Raw genomic sequence first — 1,205 nt, 5'->3', positions numbered from 1 at the left:
AGCCGTGGGATGGTGAATTTCTTTTTCATGACGGCCTGCAACTCGTCGTAGGTCAGGAATACCGGATCGGTCTCGTCCTGTTCCATCTTGTAACCGTAAAAGGGATTCTTACGCATCCATTCCTTTGCCAATGCCATGTTGGTGAATTTCTTGAAACATTTCATGTAGCGGACTATCGTGTTACGGCACAGTCCCCCCTCCGTTTTCAGGTAAATGTCAAACGCGCGGATGAACTCCGGTGTCAGCTCATGGAAGGTGATATCCTCCTTGCCGTAATAAGAGGGGATAAGCCGCTGCAATTTCTTCACCACGTTCTTGTACCGGTTGATCGTAACGGGAGAGTAGTCTATGCCTGTCAGTGTTTCCATTTCCTTGATGCCATCCTGCATGGTACCGAGCAATGTACGCATTTCGGTGTCTTTCCCGAAAACACGTTTCAGGATCAGTTTCGGGGTAATCAGGGCCTGTTCCAATACCAGTTCCTTGTGTTTCTCGAGGGCACGTGCGTGTAACTCCGCAATATAGGTATTCAATGCGATGGATGCCCTGTCCCTGCCCTTGCTGCATCCTTTGGCCGCATTCCATAAGTTCAGAGGCACGCTTCTTTGGATACGGGCATCGTCGTAGCTCCCGTTGATGGTTATCCGCATCAGTACGGGGGCCTCACCGTTTTTCAACAATTTCGTTTTGAGCACGAAAAAAAGAATGTTCATTGTTCCTTGTTTCATCACTTTTGTTTTTTTAGAGGTGTTACATCCAATTGTTTCGTCAAAACCGGATGGCATGAGGACGTGAAACGAAATGTTAAATTCGGTGGCTTTTTTGAGGGACTTGTGGAATAGCCATAAAAATCCCATTTTTATCAGGTTCGAATTGCCTTTTGTATCCCGGGTTCGATTCCTTTTTTTATCCCGATGGGAAATACCGAATTTTTAAATTTATTTCACATTTTCAACTCCATCCGGTCATGTGTGCAAAATTACTTTTTCACACCGGAGATTGAAATTGTCAAACAGTTGAAAAACAATGAAGTATGATACATATTTATGGCTTTTTCAAAAGCCTTAAAAAAAGCCACTGAACTGGCAAAATCCAACTTCACAAATATGTAATGAAATGCGTAGCGAGGGTAAAAAAAGAACCCTTGAACTATCTCTAATTCAAGGGTTTTCTAAAATTGAAAAGCTTTTTGGTGGTGCCACCAG

1 protein-coding gene is annotated in these 1,205 nt (G+C 43.7%); it reads right to left on the bottom strand.

What is annotated here, in order from left to right; genetic code table 11:
• The coding region (locus tag KTG12_RS21365; protein ID WP_254189059.1) for a phage integrase SAM-like domain and Arm DNA-binding domain-containing protein at positions 1-728 on the bottom strand (728 nt) is incomplete at its 3' end.
• Positions 729-1,205: the final 477 nt, after the last annotated feature.

Origin of the sequence: Parabacteroides sp. MSK.9.14, from assembly GCF_019041495.1 — a bacterium.
GTDB classification, from domain to species: domain Bacteria; phylum Bacteroidota; class Bacteroidia; order Bacteroidales; family Tannerellaceae; genus Parabacteroides; species Parabacteroides merdae.
Note: the sequence above shows the minus strand (reverse complement) of the source record. Positions and strands in the feature narration are given on the sequence as shown.